This window comes from Bradyrhizobium sp. 139 (genome assembly GCF_023074175.1).
Taxonomy (GTDB): domain Bacteria; phylum Pseudomonadota; class Alphaproteobacteria; order Rhizobiales; family Xanthobacteraceae; genus Bradyrhizobium.
Map to the genome: position 1 here is coordinate 39,751 of NZ_JADPKS010000158.1, position 25,575 is coordinate 65,325.

General features: G+C 64.1%; 32 protein-coding genes, 1 pseudogene and 1 riboswitch. Of the genes and pseudogenes, 19 read left to right on the forward strand and 14 right to left on the reverse strand.

What is annotated here, in order from left to right; translation table 11 throughout:
• Positions 1-71: 71 nt before the first annotated feature.
• Positions 72-1,469 carry a carotenoid oxygenase family protein gene (locus IVA80_RS33855; RefSeq protein ID WP_247439446.1) on the reverse strand — a complete coding sequence of 466 codons (1,398 nt, stop codon included), beginning with the start codon at positions 1,467-1,469 and terminating at the stop codon, positions 72-74.
• 106 nt (positions 1,470-1,575) lie between these two features.
• On the opposite strand from IVA80_RS33855, the gene IVA80_RS33860 reads away from it, so the two are divergent.
• Complete coding sequence (locus tag IVA80_RS33860; RefSeq protein WP_247439448.1) at positions 1,576-2,283, forward strand: WHG domain-containing protein; 708 nt, start codon at positions 1,576-1,578, stop codon at positions 2,281-2,283.
• Positions 2,284-2,328: 45 nt separating this feature from the next.
• On the opposite strand, the pseudogene IVA80_RS38805 reads toward IVA80_RS33860, so the two are convergent.
• Positions 2,329-2,536: pseudogene (locus IVA80_RS38805) on the reverse strand (hypothetical protein); the annotation flags it as partial.
• 115 nt (positions 2,537-2,651) lie between these two features.
• Between IVA80_RS38805 and IVA80_RS33865 the strand changes: the two are divergent.
• Positions 2,652-3,227, forward strand: coding sequence for an SET domain-containing protein (locus IVA80_RS33865; protein WP_247439450.1), 576 nt, complete (start codon positions 2,652-2,654; stop codon positions 3,225-3,227).
• Between the two features lie 48 nt (positions 3,228-3,275).
• On the opposite strand, the gene IVA80_RS33870 is transcribed toward IVA80_RS33865, so the two are convergent.
• A complete protein-coding gene (locus IVA80_RS33870) occupies positions 3,276-3,674 on the reverse strand; it encodes a hypothetical protein (protein ID WP_247439452.1) in 399 nt (132 codons plus the stop codon).
• A 36-nt stretch (positions 3,675-3,710) separates the two neighbouring features.
• On the reverse strand, positions 3,711-3,941 hold the full coding sequence (locus IVA80_RS33875) for a hypothetical protein (RefSeq protein ID WP_247439454.1): 231 nt from the start codon (positions 3,939-3,941) through the stop codon (positions 3,711-3,713).
• Positions 3,942-4,042: 101 nt separating this feature from the next.
• Here IVA80_RS33875 and IVA80_RS33880 point away from each other — a divergent pair, with 101 nt between their 5' ends.
• The 4 genes from IVA80_RS33880 (at position 4,043) to IVA80_RS33895 (ending at position 6,060) form a co-directional block, all read left to right on the forward strand.
• Positions 4,043-4,864 (forward strand): helix-turn-helix transcriptional regulator, encoded by an 822-nt coding sequence (locus IVA80_RS33880; protein ID WP_247439455.1) that lies wholly within the window; start codon positions 4,043-4,045, stop codon positions 4,862-4,864.
• Between the two features lie 66 nt (positions 4,865-4,930).
• The gene (locus tag IVA80_RS33885; RefSeq protein WP_247439457.1) at positions 4,931-5,596 is read left to right on the forward strand and encodes a DsbA family oxidoreductase; all 666 of its coding nucleotides are present in this window, start codon (positions 4,931-4,933) and stop codon (positions 5,594-5,596) included.
• Positions 5,597-5,653: 57 nt separating this feature from the next.
• Positions 5,654-5,857: a type II toxin-antitoxin system HicB family antitoxin gene (locus IVA80_RS33890; RefSeq protein ID WP_247439458.1), complete on the forward strand. Its 204-nt coding sequence runs from the start codon at positions 5,654-5,656 to the stop codon at positions 5,855-5,857.
• On the forward strand, positions 5,854-6,060 hold the full coding sequence (locus IVA80_RS33895; protein WP_247439460.1) for a type II toxin-antitoxin system HicA family toxin: 207 nt from the start codon (positions 5,854-5,856) through the stop codon (positions 6,058-6,060). Before IVA80_RS33890 ends, IVA80_RS33895 begins: the two co-directional genes overlap by 4 nt.
• Before the next feature lie 4 nt (positions 6,061-6,064).
• On the opposite strand, the gene IVA80_RS33900 is transcribed toward IVA80_RS33895, so the two are convergent.
• Positions 6,065-7,234: a GNAT family N-acetyltransferase gene (locus IVA80_RS33900; protein WP_247439462.1), complete on the reverse strand. Its 1,170-nt coding sequence runs from the start codon at positions 7,232-7,234 to the stop codon at positions 6,065-6,067.
• Between the two features lie 179 nt (positions 7,235-7,413).
• On the opposite strand from IVA80_RS33900, the gene IVA80_RS33905 reads away from it, so the two are divergent.
• Both IVA80_RS33905 and IVA80_RS33910 read left to right on the forward strand, forming a co-directional pair.
• Positions 7,414-7,842 carry a YeeE/YedE family protein gene (locus IVA80_RS33905; protein ID WP_247439464.1) on the forward strand — a complete coding sequence of 143 codons (429 nt, stop codon included), beginning with the start codon at positions 7,414-7,416 and terminating at the stop codon, positions 7,840-7,842.
• Positions 7,843-7,847: 5 nt separating this feature from the next.
• On the forward strand, positions 7,848-8,315 hold the full coding sequence (locus IVA80_RS33910; RefSeq protein ID WP_247439466.1) for a DUF6691 family protein: 468 nt from the start codon (positions 7,848-7,850) through the stop codon (positions 8,313-8,315).
• 57 nt (positions 8,316-8,372) lie between these two features.
• Here the strand turns inward: IVA80_RS33910 and IVA80_RS33915 are convergent, their stop codons facing one another.
• Complete coding sequence (locus IVA80_RS33915) at positions 8,373-8,705, reverse strand: hypothetical protein (protein ID WP_247439467.1); 333 nt, start codon at positions 8,703-8,705, stop codon at positions 8,373-8,375.
• Positions 8,706-8,814: 109 nt separating this feature from the next.
• The gene (locus tag IVA80_RS33920; RefSeq protein ID WP_247439468.1) at positions 8,815-9,219 is read right to left on the reverse strand and encodes a hypothetical protein; all 405 of its coding nucleotides are present in this window, start codon (positions 9,217-9,219) and stop codon (positions 8,815-8,817) included.
• 153 nt (positions 9,220-9,372) lie between these two features.
• Here IVA80_RS33920 and IVA80_RS33925 point away from each other — a divergent pair, with 153 nt between their 5' ends.
• Together IVA80_RS33925 and IVA80_RS33930 are read left to right on the forward strand one after the other, a co-directional pair.
• Complete coding sequence (locus IVA80_RS33925; RefSeq protein ID WP_247439469.1) at positions 9,373-9,603, forward strand: hypothetical protein; 231 nt, start codon at positions 9,373-9,375, stop codon at positions 9,601-9,603.
• A complete protein-coding gene (locus tag IVA80_RS33930; RefSeq protein WP_247439470.1) occupies positions 9,604-11,652 on the forward strand; it encodes a pyrroloquinoline quinone-dependent dehydrogenase in 2,049 nt (682 codons plus the stop codon). It abuts the gene before it with no gap.
• Positions 11,653-11,680: 28 nt separating this feature from the next.
• On the opposite strand, the gene IVA80_RS33935 is transcribed toward IVA80_RS33930, so the two are convergent.
• On the reverse strand, positions 11,681-11,941 hold the full coding sequence (locus IVA80_RS33935) for a PilZ domain-containing protein (protein ID WP_247439476.1): 261 nt from the start codon (positions 11,939-11,941) through the stop codon (positions 11,681-11,683).
• A 181-nt stretch (positions 11,942-12,122) separates the two neighbouring features.
• Between IVA80_RS33935 and IVA80_RS33940 the strand changes: the two genes are divergently transcribed.
• Complete coding sequence (locus IVA80_RS33940; RefSeq protein WP_247439477.1) at positions 12,123-12,416, forward strand: HdeA/HdeB family chaperone; 294 nt, start codon at positions 12,123-12,125, stop codon at positions 12,414-12,416.
• Between the two features lie 76 nt (positions 12,417-12,492).
• Here IVA80_RS33940 and IVA80_RS33945 read toward each other — a convergent pair whose 3' ends face one another.
• On the reverse strand, positions 12,493-12,987 hold the full coding sequence (locus IVA80_RS33945; RefSeq protein WP_247439478.1) for a PaaI family thioesterase: 495 nt from the start codon (positions 12,985-12,987) through the stop codon (positions 12,493-12,495).
• 364 nt (positions 12,988-13,351) lie between these two features.
• Between IVA80_RS33945 and IVA80_RS33950 the strand changes: the two genes are divergently transcribed.
• Positions 13,352-13,648 (forward strand): hypothetical protein, encoded by a 297-nt coding sequence (locus tag IVA80_RS33950; RefSeq protein ID WP_247439479.1) that lies wholly within the window; start codon positions 13,352-13,354, stop codon positions 13,646-13,648.
• A 104-nt stretch (positions 13,649-13,752) separates the two neighbouring features.
• The gene (locus tag IVA80_RS33955; RefSeq protein ID WP_247439480.1) at positions 13,753-14,007 is read left to right on the forward strand and encodes a hypothetical protein; all 255 of its coding nucleotides are present in this window, start codon (positions 13,753-13,755) and stop codon (positions 14,005-14,007) included.
• A gap of 8 nt (positions 14,008-14,015) precedes the next feature.
• On the opposite strand, the gene IVA80_RS33960 is transcribed toward IVA80_RS33955, so the two are convergent.
• Positions 14,016-14,249, reverse strand: a complete 234-nt coding sequence (locus tag IVA80_RS33960) for a hypothetical protein (RefSeq protein WP_247439481.1) — start codon at positions 14,247-14,249, stop codon at positions 14,016-14,018.
• A gap of 613 nt (positions 14,250-14,862) precedes the next feature.
• Between IVA80_RS33960 and IVA80_RS33965 the strand changes: the two genes are divergently transcribed.
• Positions 14,863-15,102, forward strand: coding sequence for a DUF2798 domain-containing protein (locus tag IVA80_RS33965; RefSeq protein WP_247439482.1), 240 nt, complete (start codon positions 14,863-14,865; stop codon positions 15,100-15,102).
• 695 nt (positions 15,103-15,797) lie between these two features.
• Here the strand turns inward: IVA80_RS33965 and IVA80_RS33970 are convergent.
• The gene (locus IVA80_RS33970) at positions 15,798-15,986 is read right to left on the reverse strand and encodes a hypothetical protein (protein ID WP_247439521.1); all 189 of its coding nucleotides are present in this window, start codon (positions 15,984-15,986) and stop codon (positions 15,798-15,800) included.
• A gap of 230 nt (positions 15,987-16,216) precedes the next feature.
• Here IVA80_RS33970 and recA point away from each other — a divergent pair, with 230 nt between their 5' ends.
• From recA to IVA80_RS33995, 5 genes are all read left to right on the forward strand, one after another.
• Positions 16,217-17,305: a recombinase RecA gene (gene recA, locus IVA80_RS33975; protein WP_247439483.1), complete on the forward strand. Its 1,089-nt coding sequence runs from the start codon at positions 16,217-16,219 to the stop codon at positions 17,303-17,305.
• A 104-nt stretch (positions 17,306-17,409) separates the two neighbouring features.
• Complete coding sequence (locus IVA80_RS33980; protein WP_247439484.1) at positions 17,410-18,396, forward strand: hypothetical protein; 987 nt, start codon at positions 17,410-17,412, stop codon at positions 18,394-18,396.
• 11 nt (positions 18,397-18,407) lie between these two features.
• A complete protein-coding gene (locus tag IVA80_RS33985; RefSeq protein ID WP_247439485.1) occupies positions 18,408-19,406 on the forward strand; it encodes a hypothetical protein in 999 nt (332 codons plus the stop codon).
• Between the two features lie 63 nt (positions 19,407-19,469).
• Positions 19,470-19,823, forward strand: a complete 354-nt coding sequence (locus IVA80_RS33990) for a hypothetical protein (protein ID WP_247439486.1) — start codon at positions 19,470-19,472, stop codon at positions 19,821-19,823.
• A 5-nt stretch (positions 19,824-19,828) separates the two neighbouring features.
• Positions 19,829-20,434, forward strand: coding sequence for a hypothetical protein (locus tag IVA80_RS33995; RefSeq protein ID WP_247439487.1), 606 nt, complete (start codon positions 19,829-19,831; stop codon positions 20,432-20,434).
• Positions 20,435-20,563: 129 nt separating this feature from the next.
• Here IVA80_RS33995 and gcvP read toward each other — a convergent pair whose 3' ends face one another.
• The 3 genes from gcvP to gcvT form a co-directional block, all read right to left on the reverse strand.
• Positions 20,564-23,443 carry an aminomethyl-transferring glycine dehydrogenase gene (gcvP, locus tag IVA80_RS34000; protein WP_247439520.1) on the reverse strand — a complete coding sequence of 960 codons (2,880 nt, stop codon included), beginning with the start codon at positions 23,441-23,443 and terminating at the stop codon, positions 20,564-20,566.
• Positions 23,444-23,600: 157 nt separating this feature from the next.
• A complete protein-coding gene (gene gcvH / locus IVA80_RS34005) occupies positions 23,601-23,969 on the reverse strand; it encodes a glycine cleavage system protein GcvH (RefSeq protein WP_247439488.1) in 369 nt (122 codons plus the stop codon).
• Between the two features lie 10 nt (positions 23,970-23,979).
• The gene (gene gcvT / locus IVA80_RS34010; protein ID WP_247439489.1) at positions 23,980-25,128 is read right to left on the reverse strand and encodes a glycine cleavage system aminomethyltransferase GcvT; all 1,149 of its coding nucleotides are present in this window, start codon (positions 25,126-25,128) and stop codon (positions 23,980-23,982) included.
• A gap of 142 nt (positions 25,129-25,270) precedes the next feature.
• A riboswitch (glycine riboswitch) is annotated at positions 25,271-25,361 on the reverse strand.
• Positions 25,362-25,575: the final 214 nt, after the last annotated feature.

Genomic DNA, 25,575 nt, shown 5'->3' on the forward strand with positions numbered 1-25,575 from the left:
GCGAAGGCGTCGAGCTATGATGCGCAATTGCGCATCATAGCTCGCGACTTCGTCGCGCTCCGGAATGACGGCTACGCCGCTCCCACCCAATTGCCGTGAAAGCCATCCGGCACGCGGTGGCCGAGCTGCACCAGCGCCACGGGGCCGGCTTCGACATCGATGGCGTTGAACACGGCGAGGTCGCTGCGGTTTTCCCGCGCGCGCCAGACCACCGCCAGCAGCCAACCGTCACCTTCCGCTGCATCCTTTGACCGCTCGACGAACACCGGCTCGGAGATGGTGTCGCCGGCCGGCAGCAGATAATGGCCGAGCCGTCTGCCGTTGCCGTCGACGTGCACGATGCCCGACAGCGCGCCGAACATCGGCAGTCGCGGATTGGCGCAGGCGTACCAGCCGTGATGGCTTTTCAATCCGGCGCGGCGGTCGTCGATGCGCGGGAATTCGCCGGTGAGGTCGTCCAGATAGGTCTGCTGGAAGCGGTCGCTATTTCCCGAGAGATCGAACGTCCAGCGGCAGTGTCGGGCGCGCGATTTTTCCGGATCGGTCGGCCGTCCGTCGGGATGCGGAAACAGCGGGGCTTCCTCGAACTGCATGACGTCGGCGATGATGTGCTCGCCGTCTTCCCACGCGTTCATGACGTGGAAGACGTAGCAGGCCTCGCTGCGGAACCAGACGATGTCCTTCGCCGTGCCGTTGCGCTTCATCACGCCGACATAGGCGCCCTTGTCCGGCTCCCAGGCATAAGGCGGCCGTCCGCTCATCGCGCGCTCCATGCTGCCGGTGATCGGGAGGATCGGAAACAGCACATGGTTCTCGGTGACGATGAAGTCGTGCACCATGCTGGCATAGGGCGCCTCGAAGCGCTCGAAGCGCGTCGCCTTTCCTGACGCGTCGCTCGATCCGTAGGAGAGGGCAGGCGTCAGCGGCCCCGCGGCGTTGTAGCCGAAGAACACCAACTCGCCGGTGACGGGGTCGATCTTCGGATGCGCCGTAAAACTGCCGGCGACGCGGCCCTGGTAGCTGTGGTAGCCGCGGGTCGCCAGCGTGCCCGGCTCGATCTCGGTCGGCAGATGCGCTTCTTCCAACGCCAGGAGCTTGCCGGCATGGAAGATAATGTTGGTGTTGGCGACGCCGCTGTCGGTGAGGTCAGCTGGCGCATCCGGCAGCTTCCGACCGAAGCCGCCAAACAAGGCGCGGCCCGCATCGTGCTCGGCCACCCATTTCGGCGTGCGGACCCAGCGGTTGCGGTAGCTGGCGCGGCCGTTTTCCAGGTGGAAAGCGTGCAGCATGCCGTCGCCGACGAACCAGTGTGCGCCGGGCGAATCGAACTGCGGATTGGGACCGTTGCGGTAGAGCACGCCGTTCAGTTCGCGCGACAATTCCCCGACGATCTTGAGGAATGGCGCGTCGGCCTCGAACGGAATCGGACCGAGATTATGGTGGCGGTCGGCAACGGTGTCCTGCTGCATGGCGTATCCCTCCTATCTTTACATCGTAAAGATCAAATAAGGCCGCTGGTCCGTCTCGTCAAGTGAAATCTTTACACTGTCAATATTGCGTCCTATAGCTGGGTTCATGGCCAAGTCCGAAACAGCGCGCCGCCCGCGCGCTCCGAAAAAAACAACGCCGGCATCTGCGTCTTCCCGCACCGCAAGCGCGAAGACCGAGCCGCCCTATCACCACGGCGCCCTGCGCGAGGCGCTGCTCGAGGCCGCCGAGCGGGTGCTGGAGCGCGATGGGCTCGCCGGCCTGACGCTACGTGCGGTGGCGCGCGAGGCGGGCGTCTCGCATGCTGCGCCGACGCATCATTTCGGCGACCTGACCGGGCTCGTCAGCGAACTCGCCGCCATTGGCTTTCGCCAGTTCAACGCGGCGATGGTGTCGGCCTGTGACGCCGCCGCCACGCCGCTCGCGCGCGCGCTGGCGCGACCGAAAGCCTATGTCGCCTATGCGCAGGCCCATCCCGGCATGTACGGGCTGATGTTCCGCACCGAGCGCCTCGACTATTCCAGGCCTTCGCTGCACGAGGCGGCTGAGGCCTCCTTCGCCGGTCTCGCCAATGCCATCGGCATGATGCGGCAGGAGCAGATCAGCGAGGATGCGCTGACGCTGAACCAGGGCGCCGCGATTGCCCGCGCCTGGTCGATGGTGCACGGCTTCACCATGCTGCTGCTCGACGGACGGCTCGAGGATATTTTGGGGCGGCTGCCCGAGGGCACGACGCCCGAACGGCTGTTCGAGACGATGCTGATGGCGCCGATCGCGGGCAAGCTGCCGGCATAGCGCCTTCGGACCGCGCGGCCCTAGCGCCTCGTCACGAGTTCGACCGCATACCCGCGTCGTGCTGCCGTCGAGCTCGCTGGGCTTGCCGATGTGGCGGCAATCCTTCGGCGCTGTCGAGGTATAGGTGCTGCCCACGAATTGGGCGTCGGCCCGACCGAGACCGGTGCATGTCAGCAACACGGCCAAGCCTGTGATGCGGATCATGATGACGCCTTTGACAGAGCGGGAACTCCGTACCATCAGACGTCTTCATTGTGGGCAAGGTTCAAACAGAGGCGGGATAGACCTGACAGCGGCGCGGAATCGTTCTAGAAGAGCGGCTTCGCTTGGGCCTATCGGCCTCGTTCGCGTCCTCCATTCTCTTGATCATGCCAGCCACTTCGTCGAACAAATCCTATCGCGTCGGCCGCTCGAAAACCGGGCTCGGCCTCTTCGCCACCAAGCCGATCAAAAAGGGAACCCGGATCATCCGTTATCACGGACCGATCCTGGACTCGCGTATTCCCGAGCAGGACGACATCGAGAACAAGTACCTGTTCGAGCTCAATGGCCGCTGGACCATCGACGGCTCGGTACGCAAGAACCTCGCGCGCTACATCAATCATTCCTGCCGCCCGAACGCCGAGTCCGACGTCCGGCCGCGCGAGCGCAAGGTCTTCATCCGCGCCATCAAGAACATCGAGCCGGGCGACGAGATCAACTACGATTACGGCACCGACTATTTCAAAGCCTATCTGAAGCCGATCGGCTGCAAGTGCGAGTCGTGCGAGAAGAAGCGCAAGAAGCTGCGCGCCGAGGCCCGCGCCGATCGCGCCAAAGTAAAGGCGCGCACGGAGCGCAAGGCCAAGAAGGCGGGCGCCAAGAGTCCTAATAACAAGGGCGCCAAAAAGAAGAAGCTCAACGGCTATGCCGTTGCCAAGAGGAACGGGCGCGCGCGGGCGTAGCACTGCGCTCATGCCCCGCGAAAGCGGGGCACCCAGTAAGTCGCTGCCTCAGGCCCCAGCCACACGCCCACTCTTCCGCAATCCCACATATTGCAGCTCCGCGAATACGCCGGTCGCGATCGCCTGCGCCACGACCATGAGCTCGCCGCTGATGTTCGGCGATACCGCGCCCGAGAACAGCAGAGCAATGCTGCCGACGGTCCAGGCCGCGTTGCCGACCACGACCAGCAGCACCAGCGGCCTGGCCACGGAGGCGCGCGAGGCAAGCCAGCCGACCAGCGCGGTGTAGGCGATCAGGAACAGGCCGGTCTCACGCAACAGCGCTTCGGGCAGGTTGAACAGCGAGGCGAACGCGCCGGCACCGAAGGTGAAGCCGAGGGCGGCGACGCCGCTGAACATGGCGTCGGCGAGAAGCGCGCGGCGCAGGAAGGTGGATGCATCGATCATCATGGTCTCCATGGTTGGGGTTGGCTTGCGGTGAACTCAATGCAATCCGCGCCACCAGGCGCGGAGCAGGCGGGCGAGGCGGAACGGGCAGAGGCTCTTGCCGACGCCGTGCTCGAAGGCTGTGACCTGCGCGACGACATAGTCGCCGGTCGAATGCACCAGCGGCTCGGGCATGTTGAGGCTGCGTGCCAGCATGCGGGTCGCGAGCGTCACGGCCCAGGGAAAAAAGTGGTCTGCGATGGTCCGGTAGAGCAGCAGCGCGATCATGGTCATCTCCTGTCGCGACCAAGGATGCGCCGTGGCGGGCACCAATTCGATTACCTCGCGGGTAATGGAAGGACTGAAATTCGCATGCTAGGTTTTCGACCATGAACGCACATGCATCCACGGCACATGCCGAACGCAGCCAGCCGGTCCATATCGGCGACCATTTGCGCGAATGGCGGCAGCGCCGCCGCATGAGCCAGCTCGATCTGGCGGGCGAGGCCGAGATCTCCGCGCGGCATTTGAGCTTCGTCGAGACCGGCCGCGCCGCGCCCTCGCGCGACATGGTGCTCAGGCTCGCCGAACGTCTCGACGTGCCCTTGCGCGAACGCAACGTGCTGCTGGTTGCGGCCGGCTACGCACCGGCCTATCCGCAGCGCCCGCTGGAGGATCCCGCCTTGAAATCAGCCCGCCAGGCCATCGACCTCGTCCTCAGGGCGCACGAGCCCAATCCGGCGCTGGCGTATGACCGGCACTGGAATCTGGTCTCCGCCAACCGCATGGTGGCGCCGCTGCTCGAGGGCATCCCGCAGCGGCTGCTCGGCCAGCCCTTCAATATACTGCGGCTCGCATTTCATCCCGAGGCGCTGGCACCGCGCACGGTCAATCTCGCGGAGTGGTGCGGACATCTCTTGGAGCGGCTGCACCGGCAATGCGAGGCCACGGCCGATCCTGAATTGATCAAGCTCTATAACGATCTCAAGAGCTACCCAATTCCGGCGCGCGCGGCGCCGCTGTCGAGCGACAATGTCGCAATCCCGTTCAAGCTTCGCCATGATGGGGAGATACTAAGTTTCTTCTCCACCACCATGGTGTTCGGCACACCGGTCGACATCACCCTGTCCGAGCTGGCGCTCGAGACGTTCTTTCCGGCCGATGAGCGCACCGCCGAGCGGCTCAGGCAGATGGCGGCAGCTATGACCTAGCGCCCTTGCCTCGGGGCGGGTTCGGCTTATCTTGGGTCAAACCCGCATCGCCCGAAGGAGGCGCTCATGAGCACGTTGAAACCGCTTCAGATCGATGTCGTCTCCGACGTGGTGTGCCCGTGGTGCTATATCGGCAAGCACCGGATCGAGAGCGCGCTTGCGCTCGTTCCAGACGTTCCGGTCAGGCTCAACTTCCGTCCCTTCTTCCTCAATCCCTGGGTGCCGCGCGAGGGCATCAGCCGCGAGGATTATCTCACCACCAAGTTCGGCTCGGTCGAGGCCTATAAGGGGATTGCCGGTCGTGTCGTCGCCGCGGCAAGCGAGGAGGGGCTGGTCTACCGGCCCGAGCTGGTCGCGCGTCAGCCCAACACGACTGACTGTCATCGTCTGATCCTCTGGGCCGAGATGATCGGCAAGGCGCCTGAGATGAAGCAGCGCCTGATGGAGCTATACTTCCGCGACGGCGGCGACCTCACAGACGTGAACGTGCTGGTGCAGGCGGCCGCCGATGTCGGCCTCGATGCCGATGACATGCGCAAGCGCCTTGCCACGGACGAGGACGTCGCGCGCGTTTCGGCCGACGCGCAGGAAGCCGCCGAGAAGGGCATCTCCGGCGTGCCGACCTACGTGTTTGCGCAGAAATACGCCGTCTCCGGCGCTCAGGATCCCAACATGCTCGCACGCGCGATCCGCGAGGTCTCCGCGGAGATCAACGCGCAAGCGGCGGAGTAGTCTCTTGAGGTTGAATATGTCAGTAGCTTGAGCGACTATCCGCGTTGCGAGGCCGTCATGAAGATAAAGATAGTTGTACACGAGGCTGAAGAGGGAGGCTTTTGGGCTGAGGTCCCGGCTATTCCTGGCTGTGCCACCGAAGGCGATACCATGGATGAGCTGATGGCCAATCTCCGAGATGCGATCGAGGGCTGTCTATCCGTCGAAGTCGCACCACCCGAACCGGGTGGCGTTGAGCGGATTCTGGAACTGCCTGCGTGAAGTCAGTCTCTGGTCGGGAGTTCGCACGAATTGTCGAGCGCCGCGGCTGGAATTTGCTTCGAGTCAGCGGCAGCCACTACATCTATGGTAAAACCGGCAGCATCGTGCGGCTCTCGGTCCCCATCCACGGCAACAAGCCTCTGAAAGCTGGACTGCTGCGTCATCTCGTCAAGCTAGCTGAACTGTCTGACGCGGACTTGTAGTTGGTCATCTTCTGATCAGGTGCACCACGCATCGTGCAGTCTCATGCGCAACGTTGAGGCCGACCAAAGCAGCGCGAATCAAGGTCACGGTTGGATCGTTCCGCCGTAACGGGATCAGCACGTCACCGATGGCAAAGCGCCCGCGCCAGATCGGGTTGATCATGGGGTGGTCGGCGCTCGCGGTTGAATCTGCGCTGGCGATTGACGGATCGGCGCAGAGATGCCGCGTGAGGTCGAGCGTGAGCTGCACGCCCGGCGAATATCTTGCGAAGCGTTCGTCAACGCCGAGTTTGAAGAAGAAGGCGCGATCCTGGTGGCGCAGCACGATGCCGGCGGCGACCGGTGCCGCGCCGGCGCGGAGCGTGACGATCTCGCATTGTGCGGTCTCGGCGAGGGTCGGAACGGCGCGGCGGATGAAGGTCGCATCACCCGCATGCTGGATCAGCGCAGTGCCGCGCTTGCCTTTCCAGCCGCTGGCTTCGAGTCGCAGGAATGTTTCGAGCGCCGGCCTGATCTCGTCTGGCTTGCGCGCGACCTCGAACGCGACGGGCCCATGCTCTTCGAGGCGATGGCGCTGGCGGCGCAGCTCCTTGAGCTTTTTGGCGCCGAGCGCCTCATGCAACAGCGTTTCACCATCCTGCATCGCATCGAGGCTGGCGCGGATGTAGGAGGAGAGGACACGCGGCTTCAGGCCGTCGCGATCGAGAACCTGGCTGAACGAGTTCATTGCCGCGCCGTCGAGCGCGACGTCGTTCAGCACGAGCGCATGCGCTCCGGCCTCCCGCGCTTGCTGTAACAGACGCGTGGCTGCCTCGATCGGGGCGGCACGATCGATCAGTGGGCTGCACAGCGTGCCATAGGGATGCGCGCTGACCAGCGCGGGCAGGGGAATCTTCCAGGCCCGCCAGAGCGAGATCACCGGCATCAGCCCGATCAGCCGTGCCGAAGAGCCGTCGAATGCGCCAAGCGCCGAGGCATCCGTGCGGCCGCGTGCGGCTGCGCTCACGGCGAGCTCCCAGCCCGGCAGGTAGTAGCCGTTCGGCTCGATCGCACGCTGCGCGAGCGCGCGCCATTGGCCGGCTTCGATCGCCGTGAGCGGGACGAGCGCGCGCGCTGCTGCGGCACCCCTTGCCGCTGCCGGATTGATCGCTGCCTGGTGCGCGATATCGACCACGTCCCGTCGTCCTCGTTCAGGCGGGCTACGCCCGCGTTACGTGGTCATGCTTAGCGCAAAGATTGGAAAATACCGTTGGGACGCCGCTTCAATTCGAGTGGTAGTATTAACGTTCCGTTGAGCATCCGGCCGCAAGCCGCAGGATTGCTTGATGGAAGCTCTCGACCTGGAGGATCACAATGATCGCCACACCTTTCACGCCGATTGCGTCGCTCCTTGGTGGCGCGTTGATCGGCCTGTCCGCCGTGCTGCTGATGTGGGCGACGGGACGGATCGCCGGTGTCAGCGGCATCGCGGCGCGGCTGTTTCCGCCCTACGAGGATCGCGAGTTCGCCGGCCGGCTAGCGTTCGTCGCCGGCCTCGTCGCCGCGCCCATCCTGGTGCGCATTGTCAGCGGAAGCCTGCCGGCGCAAACCATCGCGGCAGGAACGCCGCTTCTGATTGTCGCCGGATTGCTCACGGGCTTCGGTGCAGTATGGGGCAGCGGCTGCACGTCCGGCCATGGCGTCTGTGGCCTGTCGCGGCTGTCGCTGCGATCGCTGGTCGCGACCGTCACCTTCATGGCGGCGGGCATCGCCACCGTTTTTTTGATGCGGCACTGGGGCTGACGACGATGGCAATCCTCATTCAATTCGCGATCGGCCTCGTCTTCGGCATCGGGCTCATCGTCTCCGGCATGTCGAATCCGGCAAAGGTGCTGAACTTTTTGGACGTCGGCGGAATTCCCGCCGGAACGTGGGATGCGAGCCTCGCTTTCGTGATGGCAGGTGCAGTCGCGGTCACCTTCGTCGGCTTCAGCCGTGTCTTGAAGCGCGCGCGGCCGGTCTTCGCCGAACGATTCTACGTTCCGACGCGAAAGGACATCGACTCGAGAATTATCGCCGGTCCTGCCATTTTCGGCATCGGATGGGGGCTCGCAGGCTTTTGTCCAGGCCCAGCGCTAACCGCACTCGGATTCGGCTCGGCGTCCGCCTTCATCTTCGTCGCCGCGATGTGTGCCGGCATGGTGCTCGCCCGCTTCATCGCGCAGCTACCGCCGTCAACGCGCTTCGTCATGCCGTCCGATCCGCTCGAAACTTGACATGGACAGGACCGGCGAGTGATCTCGCCCGGTCCTGTCCTATGACAGCTTCATTGACTACCAGCGGTCGCCGCCGACACCGACGCCCACGCTGACGCCGGGCGTGCGAATGCCGACGCCGCCACGCGGGCCGTCGTCCCAGTCGCGATAGGTGCGACGCTCATAGTAGCGGTCGCGTGGCATGGTCGCGTAGGAGTCGCGCACGATTACGCGGGAGCCGCCACGGGTGCGATAGCAATTGCCGGCATCGTCACAGACAAGCCGGACTTCCTGGACGAGATCAGGGCTCGCATATTCGCTGGTCGTGTAGATGTCGGCAGCCTTCGCGCCGCTCGCCGCGGCCAAGGCCCCGACGCCAGCCAGCAATGCAATCGTGAATGTCCTCATCATGTCCTCCTCGAAACTGCCCTCGGCGGTAACAAGAATGGGAGGCGGCGATCGTTCCGGTCGATCTACATGTTTTTCCCGGAACCGGAGCGGGTGCCGGCGTGATTTGTTCCTAGATCGGCTCGTAGCTTTCCGACCCGCAGATGTCGTCCGCTTCCGCGCGGCGGCGGTCGACCACCTTTCCGCCGTTGATCGTCACGACGTAGATCTGCGTGCCGAGCGCGGAGCCGGTCGCGGAGGTGAGCTGCGCGCGGACGCAGGCCGTCCAGCCCGGTCCCCGCACTTCTCGATGGGGCGGGGCGACGTGCACCTCGCGCGGATAGGACGTGTTGAGGAACACTACGTTGATCTGCTCGCGTACCATGCGCTTGACATCGGGGGGCGCTTCGGGTGGCGGCTGCTCGGCTTCCTTCATGCGCATGAACTCGGGCACCGGCGCGCGGCTGTCGGCAAAACCGCAAGAACCGAGCGCGAGAGCGCCGGCTATCAGCGCCGCACAAGCAATAATCCGCAACATCCGTGAAGGTCCCCTGCGGGCCAACAGATAGGCAAGGAATGCGAGCCGGCGAAGTCCCGGCCGATCAAGATTTGCTGAGGCCTGGGAACCCGCGGCATTTGCTATTACGGGATTGCAGGCTAGTTTGTACCCCAGACGAGGGGGATTGCACCAATGAGGATTTTGGTCATAGCGGCCGCAGTGCTCGCACTGACGGTTGCGTCCGCGCAGGCGCAGGGCCGCGGCACAGGCCAGCCGAATGAAAGTGGCCAGAAGTCGGACAACAAGCCCAAAGTCGACGAAAGGGCCTACAAGGCCGCGCTCGAGCGCATTCCGGAGCCGAAGGAGAAGTACGACCCCTGGAGCGGAGCCCGTCCGGCTGAACCTGCCAAAAAACCGAAATAAGTGAGGCGGGCCTTGGCGACCCGCCGGTGCCATTCGGCCGCTGTCATCGGGCTCCTCTTGTTTTCGTCGCGGCCAGGCATCGCCTGGGAGAGCTGGGGTGGCGATCCCGGCGGCTCACGCTTCTCGCCATTGCGACAGATCACGCCCGACAATGTCGGCAAGCTGGTTCGGGCCTTCGAATTCCATACCGGCGATCTCGCAGCGCGGCCGCCCGAGGTGATGCGGCGAACCAAATTCCAGGCGACGCCATTGTTCGTCGAGGACAGCCTGATCTTCTGCTCGCCCTTCAACGAGGTGATCGCGCTCGATCCCGGCACGGGCGCGCAGAAGTGGCGCTTCGATCCGAAGATCGCGGTCAACCAGCGGCCCGCCAATCGCTACGTCTGCCGCGGCGTGACCTACTGGATCGACGATGAGGCGCCTGCGAATGCCGCCTGCCGATCGCGCATCTTCATGGGCACGAACGATGTCCGCCTGATCGCGCTCGATGCAAAGACGGGGATTCCCTGTGCCGGTTTCGGCACTGGCGGTGAGGTCAGGCCCGATATCGGCATGAAGCTGGACTGGCCCGGCGAATTCCAGATCACCTCTCCGCCGGCGGTTGGCCGCGGTGTCGTCGCGGTCGGCTCCGCGATCGGCGACAACCGCCGCGTCGACGCGCCGAGCGGCGTTGTGCGCGCGTTCGATGCGCGCAGCGGTCAGCCGCGCTGGACGTTCGAGCCGCTCAAGCGCGACGGTATCGAAGCCGGTCACGCCAATGTCTGGGCGCCGATGTCGGTCGACGCCGCGCGCGGGCTGGTGTTCCTGCCGACATCCTCACCATCGCCGGACTTTTGGGGCGGCAAGCGGCCGGGTAACAACGAGCATGCCAATTCGGTTGTCGCGCTGCGCATCGACACTGGGGAAGTCGCATGGGCGTTCCAGACCGTGCATCACGACGTCTGGGACTACGATCTGGCGGCGCAGCCGACGCTCACGCGCCTCGACACCGTGGAGGGGCCGCGCGAAGTCGTGATCCAGCCGACCAAGCAGGGTTTTGTCTTCGTGCTCGACCGCGATACCGGCAAGCCGGTGTGGCCGGTCGAGGAGCGCACGGTGCCGCAGGGCGGCGCGGAAGGTGAACGGCTGTCGCCGACGCAGCCATTCCCGACGCATGTGCCGCCACTGACGTCGCAGAAAATCTCGACGGAGGATGCGCCCTCGCTCTTGCCTGGCCTGCGCCGCTCCGCTTGCGAAAGGCAGTTCGCGGAGGCACGTAACGAGGGGCTGTTCACGCCGCCCTCGACGCAAGGCACGCTGGAGTTTCCCTTCAGCGGCGGTGGCGCCAACTGGGGTAGCGCAGCCTTCGACCCGGTCAACCAGATCCTCTATGCCAACACCGGCCGCGCCGCTCAGCTCATCAAGCTGATCCCGCGTGCGGAGGCCGCCGGATTCGATCCGCCGCCCGGTCATGATTTCGGCCAGCAGAAGGGCGCGCCGTTTGCGATGTCGCGTTCGATGGTGACATCGCCGCTCGGGTTTCTTTGTCACAAGCCGCCTTGGGGCGAGATGGTCGCAGTCGATCTGAAGGCCGGCAAGATCCTCTGGCGTTCGACGGTCGGCACCACGGAGGACCTCGCGCCGCTCGGCCTGCCGCTGCCCTGGGGCGCGCCGCTCGTCAACGGGCTCGCGGTCACCGCAGGCGGTCTCGTCTTCACCGGCGCGATGGACGCCTATTTGCGCGCCTTCGATGCGCGAAGCGGCATGGAGCTGTGGCAAGGCCGGCTGCCCGTACCCGGGGTCGCCAATCCCATGACCTATCTTTGGAAGGGCGAGCAGTATGTCGCGATCGGCGCCGGCGGCCACTCCGAGGCAGGCACCTCGATCGGCGACAGCGTCGTTGCGTTTCGCCTGGCGCGGCCGGGCGAAGGGCCGTCGCTGTGGTCGCGCACCATCGATCGCCCGGGCGGACGATTTTGGATGTCGTCGTCAGCAATTGCGTTCGCGGTCATTGCGCTCATGGTCGCAAGCCTGCGCTGGCGCCTCCGCCGTCGTATCGGGCGAACATGACGCGGCATCGTGTGCACGATGCGAACAATCATTCACATCGTATGCACTGCTGTACGAAAGCGAGGCCGATGCGCCTGTCATTGCGCCAGACGGTGCGGCAATTCCGCACGAAATTGTCGCGCGCGATCGAGAGCGTGAATGATTGCGGCAATGTGACAGGGTGATCGAGGTCGATCGCCGCGCCGCCTTCCGACATGTTTCGCACCGTGCATGCGATGCCCCTGTTCTCCGAGGTGATCGTTCCACCCTTGAAAACACGGTGACAGTGCGTTGTGCGCTTCTCGATCATCCACGTTCATCCATAATGACGATTGTGAAATAGTGCATAGAAATTACGTTGAACTAAATTCAATACTGGCGCTACTTGCACAGCACTTCAGACTTCGTTTACGACGTTGAAGCGGAGAGCCGCTCCGCCGACTTTTCCCATAACCTTTCCTTTATGGCGTTACGCGCCGATGGAGATATCGATGAAGACCACGCTTTCGCTTCTGTTCGCCGCAGCGCTCTCGCTGGCGTCCGTTCCCGCCCACGCCACCAAGCTCGATCTCTCGACCATGAGCTGCAAGCAGTTCCTCGAGAGCGGCGACGACACGATCAAGCTGGTGCTGACCTGGATGGACGGGTGGTACAAGGGCGACGAGGATAACGCGATCATCGACACCGATGTGTTCGTCGACAACGCCAAGAAGTTCGGCACCTATTGCGGAAGCAATCCGAATGTCAGCATCGTCACCGCGGCCGACGAAGTGCTCGGCAAGTAACTAGCGTGCCGGCCGGAGCGCGATCGCAATTGCGCCTCGGTCACTCGCTTCGATACGCTCGAGAGCCGCGGTGCGCCTAGCGCTGACGCGGCTCTCCTCTTTTCGCATCACCCGGCAACATTGCGAACGCACTCGACACCATCGCCACCGGCTTGTTGTCGGTGGCCGAGAGCAGCGTGACGCGGCCGAAGCTCATGGTGCGTCCGAGCCGCACCACGCGGGCGTCGGCGAGCACATCCGACGAGGAGACTGCGCGCATGAAATGCGTGGTCTGGTCGATCGTCGTCATCGGACGATAGCCGCGGTTGGCGGCGAGGTTCGCGATCACCATCGCGGTGTCGGCAAGCGCCATCAGCGCCTGGCCGCACACCACGCCGCCGTTGCGGCACAATCGCTCCGAGAATGGCATGCGCAAGAGCGCTGCCGGCTGCCAGTCCGGCACGTCAGGCGGCGGCAGGTGCTCGATGCGCTCGACCGAGAGGTTGAGATCCTGGACCCACGGCGCAAACACCTCGCCGAGTATGCGTCTGGCGTCGGCGATGCCGAACTCGGCTTCTGGCTGCGATGGCATTGCTGTCGGTCCCTCCCGTGTTGCCGGATGTTTCGCCCATTCTGCGCGCATCGACGCGGCAAAGTCACCCGGTCTTCCGTCGGCTCCGCCGGCTTGAAAATGCCTGACTTGGCCCGATATGATACCGGGCTTGGGAGCGGGTGGACGATGTTGCGTCGGTATGTCCTCGTGTTTTGGCTGGTGACGCTTGGTGTCGCGCTGGACGGGTGCACCAGATGCGGCCCGATCTGGGACGACTGGCTGCACGCGCCGAAATCGTGCAGATCGGACCGGCTCTAACGCGCTATTCAGCCCTGAGTGGGCCGTTGACAAGGACGACAAGGCGCGGTTGACCTGCCCTTCATGGATGATCGAGGAGTCGATGATGAAGCTTTTCCGTATGGCGGCGGTGCTGCTGGCCGTGCTGGCGGGACCGGCCTACGCGCAAATGCCCAATCTCAATCTGTTGCAGGAGGGCCCGGGCAAGACTCCGGAGGAGAAGGCCGCGGAAGCCGAGCGTGACAAGGCCTACAAGGAAACGCTGAAGAAGATTCCGGACTCCAAGGCCTCCAACGATCCCTGGGGCGGCATGCGTTCCGATCCGCCGAAGCAGCCGGCTGCGCCGAAGGCGTCGGCCGCGACCAGCGCGCCCAAGAAGAAGTCCGGCACGACCGCCAATTGACCTTCTGCCCGATCGGAGGCGGCTGACGCCTCCGGCCGGGACTCCTCTTTGGCGGGCGTTCTTGCTACATCTTTCGGGAACGTATTGCGTCGAGGAGGAACGGCATGGCCGATCGCCCGCGGGATCTTGCCGAGCGAATGGCGCGCCGGCGCAAGATCGGCGGCAAGCCGGGCGAGCGCGGCGGCGACGGCTTTTTGCGTGAGACTTTCACCCTGCCGCGCGCGGCGGCGCGGGCGAGGGCGGAGGCTTTCTTCGCCCGCTATCCCAAGGCCGGCTATATGAGCGCGGTCGAGACTTGGCGCGAGCTCCCCGGCGGCGATATCGAATTCACCATGCGGCGCTTGCCCAGTGCGGACTAGCACCGGACCTATTCGAGGGTTTCCGCGACGATACGGATCCGGAACACGGGCTCCTTGGCCTCGTCCAGCAGCTCCATGTGCCATTCGGAATTTTCGTGGAGCTTGCGGGCGATGCCGGCGGCCATGTCGGCGCAGACGCTGGTCATCTCCTTCCAGGCCGCGTTGCGATCGGCAAATTCCGTCGCCTGGTCCGCGCAGCCGGAATAACGGCCGTTGCGAATTCGAAAGAAGTAGAGCGGCATGGCTGGCACCGGTCGCGTGATGGTCCCGTCGCCTGGACCATGGGAGCGCGCAGTGCAGTCCTAAACCAGGGACAGATCAATTCCGGGCCGCTACGGACGACCCCTTGCGGGGAGCCGCCGCTGCGGACCCGGTTCAGGCGGTCTTGTTCAGGCGATCTTGTTCATGATGTCTCGTTTATGATGTCTTGCGCCCGATCGCCTTCGGCTCCCGATCAATACGCAGCTGCACGCGTTCATCCGGTCTTGCTGTGCAAACCGCCCGCGCCGAGGAACTCTGTTCATGGTCGGAGAACCACGGGACAGTTCGGAGGGATGATCGACATTGACTATTCCGGGGTTCCCGATTTCTGGGACGAGCCGTCATGCCCATGGCGCCAACGCCACGTTACTATGCGCATCCCGGCGCGAGCAGTGTCGTCACGTTCTGGCGTTTCGAAGGAGTATCGTGCCGGTCCGATTGCACTGAAGCGATGCGGCGCGCGCCGCTGTCCGACTCGCGGCACTGATTCGATGCCGGCGGCGCGATCCCGCGGCGTGCGTCGAAGCCCACTCCATGCGAGCTGCGGCATGTGCCTTGCTTGGGCCCCATCACGACAAACAACATGGGCGCGTCATGCTCGGCATTCCCCGCCGCTACTCTCATTTCGTCTTCGGTGTCGTCCAGTCCGGTCTGACCTCGCTGATCGCGGCGGGCATTGCCAGCTTTCCCGCAGGCAGCGCGCTGGTCTTCCTGCGGCACTGGATGGTGTCGTGGCTGATCGCATGGGCCGCGATGCTGCCGATCGTGCTGCTCGCGGCGCCCGCGATCCGCGCCTTCTCGCTGCGGCTGACGCGAGAGGAGAGGGCTCCGTGAAGCGGCCGGCGGCAGGCATGAAAAAACCCGCTTGGGGAGAGCCAAGCGGGTGGAAGGTTATTGGAGGCTGAGGTGCTGGGCTGCAACACCATAGCCGGACAAGCCTAGCCGTTTGAGCTTACGACAGCCTGACAGGGTCGGCAGATCGGCTTGCGGCCCGGCTGCGTGTCTGCCGCAATCCGCGTCGGAACAGCCGCAGACTGGCCCCGCACTCATCCCAATTTGGCCGCTTGGTCGCACCACTTGAGCCACAGCCGCAGGCGAGATTCCGCATCGTTCGGCGACGCCATGGGGGAAACGTGGCGCGCCGGCAGCGGGGTGGCATCATGGACAACGTAGAGCGGTCATTCGCCGCCGCGACGGCGGCTGGCTTCGTCGTGCTGGTGATCGGCATCGTGCTGCTGGCGCTGCTGTAGGGGCGGGCCGGGGAGCGTGCCGGGAGACGGCGGCGAGCGCCGGGCCAACAAGGCGCTCCGATCCCTGGGTGGCATTTAGGACGCCGCCGCGTCTTTCCAAAAAATTGGAAAACAACCCCATGCACAGTAGCGTGCTGCGTGATTTTGTTGCGCGATCAATGGCTTAACTGAGGTGTTTAGATACCTTAAGGTGCGCATCACATCGCTGCGACGCGCATTCCCGGGCGCTGTCTGCCATTGCCGGCGCCGCCTCGGTCAGATCCGAAGCCGTCGCCAGGCCTAGTGGACCTTGATCTCGCCCAAGGGAATATGGAGTTCGGCCGCGCGCTCTGCGCGGTCCTTCTTGCGAAACTCGTTTTCCTTCCGCTCGAACTTCACCATCTCCTCCTGCGCCGCCTCCAGGAGGTGAGTGCGCCAGGTAGCATCGTGGTGCGTGTTTTCCGTCATGTTCCAGGTCCCCATCGTCACGGTCCCATCCCGGAGAAAGCCGGACACGGCGGAAAGGTTCGGTGCCGCAGGATTACGAATGATGACGGCGCGCGGCGGCGGCGTCTTTGATGCGCGTCACGTGCATCACCAAAATCCGCAAAGAACATATTGCGAACCTAGAACAAATGGGGTACATTGCTTTTATCGACGACCCGCCGCGCCAGCCGTTTGTCCCTCTAGCGAATCCCCGCCATAAGGAGCACGACCCAATGTCCACCAATGCCCTGCGTATCGTCGAAGGATCTTCCATGGACAAGAGTAAAGCTCTGGCCGCCGCGCTCTCCCAGATCGAGCGCCAGTTCGGCAAGGGCTCGGTGATGAAGCTCGGCAAGAACGACCGGTCGATGGATGTCGAGTCGGTCTCTTCGGGCTCGCTGGGGCTTGATATTGCGCTCGGGATTGGCGGCCTGCCGAAGGGGCGTGTCGTGGAAATCTACGGGCCGGAATCCTCGGGCAAGACCACGCTGGCGCTGCACACGGTGGCGGAAGGGCAGAAGAAGGGCGGCATCTGCGCCTTCATCGATGCCGAGCACGCGCTCGACCCGGTCTATGCGCGCAAGCTGGGCGTCAACATCGACGAACTCCTGATTTCGCAGCCGGACACCGGCGAGCAGGCGCTGGAAATCTGCGACACGCTGGTGCGCTCGGGCGCGGTGGACGTGCTGGTGATCGATTCGGTCGCGGCCCTGGTGCCGAAGGCCGAGCTCGAGGGCGAGATGGGCGATGCGTTGCCGGGCCTCCAGGCGCGGCTGATGAGCCAGGCGCTGCGCAAGCTGACCGCCTCCATCAACAAGTCCAATACCATGGTGATCTTCATCAACCAGATCCGTATGAAGATCGGTGTGATGTACGGCTCGCCGGAAACCACGACCGGCGGCAACGCGCTGAAATTCTATGCCTCGGTCCGCCTCGACATCCGCCGCATCGGCGCGATCAAGGAGCGCGACGAGGTGGTCGGCAACACCACACGCGTCAAGGTCGTGAAGAACAAGCTGGCGCCGCCCTTCAAGCAGGTCGAGTTCGACATCATGTACGGCGAGGGCGTCTCCAAGATGGGCGAGATCCTCGACCTCGGCGTCAAGGCCGGCATCGTCGAGAAATCCGGCGCCTGGTTCTCCTATGACAGCCAGCGCCTCGGCCAGGGCCGCGAGAACTCGAAAGCGTTTTTGAAGGCCAACCCCGACATCACCGCCAAGATCGAGACCTCGATCCGCCAGAACTCGGGCCTGATCGCCGAGCAAATTCTCGCCGGCACCCCGGAGCGCGACGCCGACGGCGACGAGCCGGCGGACGAGTAAGCCTAAACGCGGAGAGTTTTCGCGAGGAGCGGGCGCTGAGGACGTTGAGTTGCCGACGTCGTCAGTGCCCGTTTCGTTTTGCGTTGCGTTGATCAGGTGGTGCGATGAAGCGTCTGATCTTGACCAGTTCGTCCGGCTCTGATCTTGCCAAATCGGAGTTGGCTGAGATTGTCATTTTTTTCTTTTTTCGTTTCGCGTGGGATCCGCTGCCTTCACCCGAATATTTGGCAGCTTATTTCGGAGCGCGCTCAGGAACGCTCAGGACGGGCGATCACTGGTCGCATTGGGGCGCGGTCTGGCCTCGCGCCTTCAAGGATCGCAGCAACCTGCCCTTTGCCGAGTTTTGCGAGCGCTATGACGAGATTGAACTTTGGTTTGACCCGAACCCCGAAGATCAATTGCAGTTGATTTGGCTGCTCGACTATTTCGATTCATGCCCCCAGCTGCTGGAAAAGCTTCGATTGCGTTTGCTAGCGTCCGATTTTTTCGACATGAGCATCGAAAGGCTCGGAAATTCCACGTCACATATTCCCGTCGTGAGCGTCACGGCCAATGAGCTTGCGACCGCCAAGATGGCCTGGCAAGCCTATGGCGCACCGACACCCGAGGCTTGCGCTGATCTGGTCCACAAGGACCTTAGTGCATTGCCGATGTTGAGGCTGGCTCTGCTCGATCTGTTGGACGAGCTTCCGTCGCCTTTGACAGGACTTGGTGCAACTGAGTTGCGGTTTCTGGAGCTTATTGCGCGAGGGTTCACGCTCACAAATGCGCTGTTTCACCTGCGCTCACTCCGAGGCACGCGGATATTCCTTGAATTTGAGTCAGGATGGTTGCTTCAAGGGCTGGCGCATGGTCCGAGGCCCGCGGTGGCAGGGTTGGACGATGAACTGCGCACAATCGACCGGGAAAACCTAAGGGATCGGCACGCCGCATATCTGCGCAGCCGGCTGTCATTGACCGAGTTCGGGGAAGCTGTCCTGGCCCGTCGAGAGGATTTCAGTCGCCACAACCCGATCGACCGCTGGTGGGGCGGCACGCATCTGACCAACGATCGGCTGTGGCGCTATGGCTCTGTTCTAACGAAGCCTTGAGGCGGGCGAATATGACGCAGCTCATTGTCACGACAGACTCGTCCACCGCCGGCGCCATCCAGCGCGCCGGCCTGGCCGACCTCGTGATTGCTATCGAGCGCCGGCTGGTTTGGGGGCCGCTGCCGTCCAATGCGGAGCTCGATGCGTTCTTCGCGCCGCGTGGGAAGCAGCCACATGGCCTTCATTGGCTGGACGATACGCCAGCCTGGCGCCTCGAAAAATCGGGTGTGAAGGATCGTGGATTGATCGAGCTGTTCGCGGAATGTGACTCTGTCGAATTGTGGACAGGGCCCGAGCCAAATGCGCAACTGATCCTGCTCTGGCTGCTCGACCATTGTCGCAGTGAAGGCGTAGCGACCTCCGAAGTCGTGATGCGTCACCTGGACATCACCGTGGGCAACATCGATTCGCAGCGACTTGCGATGCTCGCCCCGCCAGCTGGCAGACTGACGCAAGACCACCTCGACCTGGCCGGTCGTGCGTGGCGGGCCTATCGTACGCCGACGCCGCAGGCATGGCTCGACCTCCTCAAAACGGATTTGTGTCTGCTTCCGCAGCTTGAGCGATCCGCAGTTGGCCTGCTCGAAGAGCTTCCGAGCGTCACCAGCGGCCTTGGAGCCACGGAAACGCGAATACTGGAGCTGGTCGCGCCAGGCAAGGTGCGGCCGTTCGAAGTTTTCCCGGGCGATCAGAAGCCCAACGAACGGCGCGTTTTCGAATACTGGGAAGTCGGCGCTCTGCTCGATGGGCTGGCGCGGTGTCCGTCGCCGGCCGTGTCAGGACTCGATGAGGGGCCGTTCTCGCTGGATATGCATCACGATCCCGACCGGCACGCACGATACAAGCAATCCCGCGTGTCGCTCACGGATTTCGGGAAGGCGGTGTTGACGGGATCAGAGGATTTCTGCCGCCAGAACCCGATCAGTCGCTGGTGGGGCGGCACCCACCTAACCAGCGACCGGCTCTGGCGGTGGGATCGTGACAGCCGGGCATTGGTTGTCCCTGTCTGATGCATGTGTGCTGCTCGAGGTGTCTTGGTGTCGCTTGTTAATTGCGAGGCGACCGTGTCACATTTGATTCTGACCACGAACCATCTTGCTGCTGCAACGCTTCGGCAAGCCAGATTGGCGAATATCGCGCTCGGCTTCTGCATGCGCTTCGTGTTCGGCCAATTGCCCTCCGCAGCGCAGCTTTTGATGGGGCTGGAGCGGCGGTCGACAAAGCACTGCAATCCAGGCGATCACTGGCTCGACGAGGTTTGTCGAGACTGGCTGGAAGGTTTCGGCACGCGCGATATCGGTTTCTTCGAACTGTGTACGAAGTTCGACTCGATCGAAGTGTGGGTCGATCCCCAACCGAATGATCAGCTTGTGCTCGTCTGGCTGCTCGACCTGCTCGCCCTTACAAGGAGATCACGACGAAGCTGAGCCTGGTGCACACGGATGACCGTGTTGCGAACTATGCTCCGGAGTCTGTCGCAAAATGGAAGCTGCCGGCCTTCAAAGTGGCCGACGCCCATTTGGCCGCTGCGAGCCGCGCCTGGCGAGCCTATCGGGCTGAAACGCCAGAACCCTGTTTCGATCTGCTGATGACGGATCTGATGGTCCTGCCGAGACTTCGAACGGCGCTCATTGCGATGCTTGAAGAGCTTCCGGACAGCTTGACGGGACTTGGGACGAGCGAAATGGATCTGCTGGATTTTGTGAACGACGGGCACACCGACCCGAGGCGTGTCGAAGAAGCGAGATGGCTTCGCAATACGCTCGAAGAACACGAAGCGCGCGAAGCCTTGATCGAACTGGCGGAACATTCGGCGCCGCCAGTCTTGTTGGGCGATCCGTCGTTCGACAACGAGGACCGCTACTTCGGCAGGAGCGAGTGGAAGGTCACGCTGACTGTACTCGGGCGTTCCCTTCTCGCTCGCGAAGACGATGTGTGGCGTCACAACCCGATCCACCGCTGGTGGGGCGGTACTGAACTGACCAACGAGCGGCTCTGGCGGTGGGACCGCGAGACGCGCTCGCTGGTCAATCCCTGACATGCATCCAGAGTGCAGGGTCCGTAGGGTGGGCAAAGGCGCACGAGCGCCGTGCCCACCAAATCTCGATTCAGACAAAGGTGGTGGGCACGCGTCGCTTTGCCCACCCTACGAAACCTCCGTCGCGTCTTACTCCGCGGCCTCCGCGTAATCGCTCACCGGCGGGCAGGAGCACACCAGATTGCGATCGCCATAGACGTTGTCGACGCGCCCCACAGGGCTCCAGTATTTGTCGGTGCGCGAGGTGCCGGCGGGGAAGCAGCCCTCGGCGCGGGTGTAGGCGCGCGTCCAGTTGTCGTCCGCGATGTCGTGCACGGTGTGCGGGGCGTTCCGCAGCGGCGAGGCCGCGATCTCAAAGCGGCCGGCCTCGACCTCGGCGATTTCTTTCCGGATCGCGATCATGGCATCGCAGAAGCGATCCAGCTCGGCCTTCGATTCCGACTCGGTCGGCTCGATCATCAGCGTGCCCGGCACCGGGAAGCTCATGGTCGGCGCGTGGAAGCCGTAATCGATCAGGCGCTTTGCGACGTCGTCGACGGTGACGCCGCTGGTCGTCTTCAGTGCGCGGGGGTCAACGATGCACTCATGTGCGACGCGGCCCTTCTCGTTCTTGTAGAGCACCGGGAAATGCGCATCGAGTTTTGCGGCGACATAGTTGGCGTTGAGGATCGCGATCTCGGTGGCGCGCTTCAGGCCTTCGCCGCCCATCATCAGAATGTAGATGTAGGAGATGGTCAGGATCGAGGCCGAGCCGAACGGCGCGGCCGACACCGGACCCACCGGCGCTTCGGCTTGCGTCGCCGGATGACAATTTTCCGGATGACCTGGCAGGAACGGCGCGAGATGCGCCTTGACGCCGATCGGGCCCATGCCCGGGCCGCCGCCGCCGTGCGGGATGCAGAAGGTCTTGTGCAGATTGAGATGGCTGACATCGGCGCCGTAATCGCCGGGCCGCGACAAACCCACCTGCGCGTTGAGGTTGGCGCCGTCCAGATACACCTGGCCGCCATGGCCGTGCACGATGTCGCAGATCTCGCGGATGTGCTCCTCGAACACGCCGTGGGTCGAGGGATAGGTGATCATGACCGCGGCGAGATCGCTCGCATGCTTCTCTGCCTTGGCGCGGAGATCATTGACGTCGACGTCGCCGTTTGTCTCGCAGGCCACCACCACCACGTCCATGCCGACCATCGCAGCCGAAGCCGGGTTGGTGCCGTGGGCGGAGGAGGGGATCAGGCAGATCTTGCGGTGCGTCTCGCCGCGCGCGGCATGATAGCCGCGGATCGCGAGCAAGCCGGCATATTCGCCCTGTGCGCCTGAATTCGGCTGCAGCGAGATCGCGTCATAGCCGGTGATGTCGCACAGCCATTTCTCCAGCCGCGCGAACAACGCGTGGTAGCCCTTGGCCTGCTCGCGCGGGGCGAACGGGTGCAGGCTGGAAAATTCGGGCCAGGTCAGCGGCATCATCTCGGTGGTCGCGTTCAGCTTCATCGTGCAGGAGCCGAGCGGAATCATCGCGCGGTCGAGCGCGAGGTCGCGATCGCTGAGCTTGCGCATGTAACGCAGCATCTCGGTCTCCGAGCGATGCGCATGAAACACGGGGTGGGTGAGGAAGCCGGTGGTGCGCTTCAGCGCCTCCGGCAGCGCCTCGCGCGTGGTGGCGTCGATCTCGGCGTAAGTGAGCTGGCCGCCGAACGCGCGCCAGACCGCCTCGACGGTGGCGGGCGTCGTGGTCTCGTCGAGCGCGATCCGTAACGCCGTCTCGCCGATGCCGAGATTGATCGTTTCGGCCGCGGCACGCGCAATGATCTCGGCGCGCTTGGCGCCGGCGTCCACGCTGAGCGTATCGAAGAAGCTGTCGGACTGTAGCGCAAAGCCGAGCTTGCGCAGGCCGGCGGCGAGCACGGCCGCACGGCGATGCACGTTGCGCGCGATCTGCGCCAGCCCTTCGGGGCCGTGATAGACCGCATACATCGAGGCGATCACGGCCAGCAGCACCTGCGCGGTGCAGATGTTGGAGGTCGCCTTCTCGCGGCGGATGTGCTGCTCGCGGGTCTGCAGCGCAAGGCGGTAGGCGGGCATCCCGCGCGAGTCCACGGAAAGGCCGACAATGCGGCCCGGTAGCGAGCGCTTCAGCGCATCGCGCACCGCCATATAGGCGGCGTGCGGTCCGCCATAGCCCATCGGCACGCCAAAGCGTTGCGCCGAGCCGATCGCGATGTCGGCCCCTAACTCGCCGGGCGAAGCGAGCAATGTCAGTGCCAGGAGATCGGCGGCAATGATCGCGAGCGCGCCCTTGGCGCGCAGCGTTGCGATCGCGGGCCTAAGGTCGCGCACGGTGCCCGAGGTTCCAGGATATTGCAGCAGCGCGCCAAGCACGTCCGCTTTGTCGAGATCGGTGAGAGGATCGCCGACGATAAGGGTCCAGCCCAAGGGCTCGGCGCGGGTGCGCATCACGGCGAGCGTCTGCGGATGCACGTCCTTGTCGACAAAGAAGGCTTTCGCTTCGACCCTCGAGTGCCGCTCCGCGAGCGCCATCGCTTCCGCCGCCGCCGTCGCCTCGTCGAGCAGCGAAGCGTTGGCGATGTCGAGCCCGGTGAGATCGCAGATCATGGTCTGGAAGTTGAGCAGCGCCTCCAGCCGGCCCTGGCTGATCTCGGGCTGGTAGGGCGTGTACGCCGTGTACCAGGCCGGGTTCTCGAGGATGTTGCGCTGGATCACCGCAGGCAGGATCGTGCCGGAATAGCCCTGGCCGATCAGCGAGGTGAAGACCTGGTTCTGGGCTGCGAGCTCGCCCATATGCGCGATCGCCTCGGTCTCGCTGAGCGGCTTGCCGAGATCGAGCGGGGCGGCCTGCCGGATCGAGGCCGGCAGCGTCTCCGCCATCAGTGCGTCGACGCTTTTCGCGCCGACAGTCTCCAGCATCGCAGCGACATCGCGCGCGGAGGGGCCGATATGGCGGCGAACGAAACTGGCGGTGTCGCCGTTGGATTTGCGGTGCGCGGTCATCATGGGTCCTCGCTAGATTCCGTTGTCATGCCCCGCGAAGGCGGGGCATCCAGTAAATGCAGGCGTTCGTGACTGAGCCGATGGGCCGCGGCGTACTGGATCGCCCGCCTTCGCGGGCGATGACAGTGAGTGTGGGGCGGCTGCTCGGGTCATATCCTCACGCCGTGTGCGCCTTGTAGGCGGCTTCGTCCATGAGGCCGCCGAGCTCGCTCTTGTCGGCAATTTTGATCTTGAAGAACCAGGCTGCGCCTTGCGCATCCGAGTTCACCAGCGCGGGCTCGGCGGCGAGCGCGGCGTTGGTCTCGGTCACCTCGCCCGTAACAGGCGCGTAGACATCGGAGGCGGCCTTCACCGATTCCACGACGGCGGCGGCTTCGGTCTTCTTCAGGGTGCGGCCGACCTTGGGCAGTTCGACGAACACGACATCGCCGAGCTGGGACTGCGCGTAATCGGTGATCCCTACGGTGGCGACATCGCCGTCGATGGCGAGCCATTCATGGTCGGAGGTGTACAGCGTCGTGGTCATTTTCTTGTCCTCAGCGTTTGTAAGTGTTTTTCACGAATGGCATGGCGGCGACCTGGACGGCCAAGCGCTGGCCGCGCACTTGGGCGAAGAGTTTTATGCCGAGCGCGCTCTGGCTCGTGGGCACGTAGCCCATCGCGACCGGCGCATTCAGGCTCGGGCCGAAGCCGCCCGATGTGACCTTTCCGACCGGCTCGACCGAAGTCGCATCCGCAAACAGCAGCGCGCCCTCGCGCACCGGCGCACGGCCCTCGGTGCGCAGGCCGACGCGGCGGCGGGACGCGCCCTGGTCGAAATGAGCGAGGATCTTTTCGGCGCCGGGAAAACCGCCGGCGCGGGTGCCGCCGGTGCGGCGGCTCTTCTGCACCGACCATTCCAGCGAGGCCTCGACCGGCGTGGTCGCGGTGTCGATGTCGTGGCCGTAGAGGCAGAGCCCGGCTTCCAGCCGCAGGCTGTCGCGGGCGCCAAGCCCGATCGGCCGCACGTCGGGATCTTCCAAAAGTATCTTGGCGAGGCGCTCGGCGTCGCCAGCAGAAACCGAGATCTCGAACCCGTCCTCGCCGGTGTAGCCCGAGCGCGAGACGAAGCACGCGATGCCGGCAACCTTGTGCGGGCCGGCGTCCATGAACTTCATGGCCGGCGCCTCCGCACACAATTTCGCCAGCACGGCTTCCGCCTTCGGGCCCTGCAGCGCGATCAGCGCACGCTCCGTCAGCGAATCGATGATGCAGTCATCCGAGAGGTGTGCGCGCAGATGCGCTTCGTCCGCTTCCTTGCAGGCGGCGTTGACGACCAGGAACAGATGATCGCCGAAATTGGCGACCATGAGATCGTCGAGGATCCCGCCATCCGCACCGGTGAATTGGGCGTAGCGCTGCCGGCCCGGTGCAATCGCTACGATGTCCTGCGGCACCAGCCGCTCCAGCGCGCGGGCGGCGTCCCCGATCCTCCCGGATTTCGGGCGGAGCGCGAGCTGGCCCATGTGGGAGACGTCGAACAGGCCGGCGGCGCTGCGGGTATGAAGGTGCTCCTTCAGGACTCCGGCCGGATATTGCACGGGCATGTCATAGCCCGCGAACGGCACCATCTTGCCGCCGAGGGAGACATGAAGCCCGTGAAGGGGCGTCTTTTTCAGGGAATATTGGTCGTCGCGCGAAAGCATCACAGGGCCCTCGGCGGTTCCCGGGGACAATTCCCCACGGACACCACCAGAAGCCCCATCTGTCGCTGTGCCTGAGAGTATTATCCCGTCGGCGGACGCTGTCCGGGCCTAAGCCCGTCGGCGCCTCTTTCCAGATGCTGTCAAAGCCACGCGGTCCTTTTGCCTGAGAGTTTCCGGGGCGGTTGCTCCTTCGGCGCCGGCTGCCTAAAGCCGGTCTCTCCCGACGTGGCCGTACGATACAGATAGGTACAGACCACAGCCCGGCCAAGCCTGTCAACGCGGCGGCTTCGCCTTTCAACCGTGATTGCGCGCCTGCGGCAACCCTCTGATCTGCCTGCACAGTTTCTGGACAGCGAAGCTGGCCTTGTCTAAAAGCGCTTTGGCCCGCAGATATCAGCCCAAACTTGCGCTTTGGATGGCTGGGAAGCGGGTCCAAGCACACCCGAT